1 protein-coding gene is annotated in these 341 nt (G+C 66.3%); it reads right to left on the reverse strand.

The window, feature by feature from the left end; all coding sequences use genetic code 11:
• The coding region (locus tag HV826_RS36615; RefSeq protein ID WP_176421597.1) for a transposase at positions 1 to 287 on the reverse strand (287 nt) is incomplete at its 3' end.
• Positions 288 to 341 lie beyond the last annotated feature (54 nt).

The raw sequence follows: 341 nt of genomic DNA on the forward strand, positions 1-341 counted from the left end.
TTTAGGATGTCGCGCTCCTCGCGCAGCACCCGCACCTCGCGCCGCAGCCGCTCGAGCTCAGCGCGCTCATCCGAGGCGACACTGCTCGCCCTGGGGGCTGGCCTGCCCTCGCCATTGCTGCTGGGGGCGCCACTGCAGCTCCCCTCCAACTGCTTCTTCCAGTTGCGGATGCTCTGCTCGGTACAACCGAACTCTCTTGCGAGACTCTTGCCGGACCGGCCGGCCTTCATCAACTCGACGACCCGCTCACGGAACTCCGGCGGGTATGGGGGGCGTGACTTCGGCATCGTGGGACCCTTTTCGCACAGCGGGTGGGACTCCACGAAACCGGGGTAACTTCA

The sequence above is a fragment of the Myxococcus sp. AM010 genome (genome assembly GCF_013372585.1).
In the GTDB taxonomy this organism is placed as follows: Bacteria; Myxococcota; Myxococcia; order Myxococcales; family Myxococcaceae; genus Myxococcus; species Myxococcus vastator.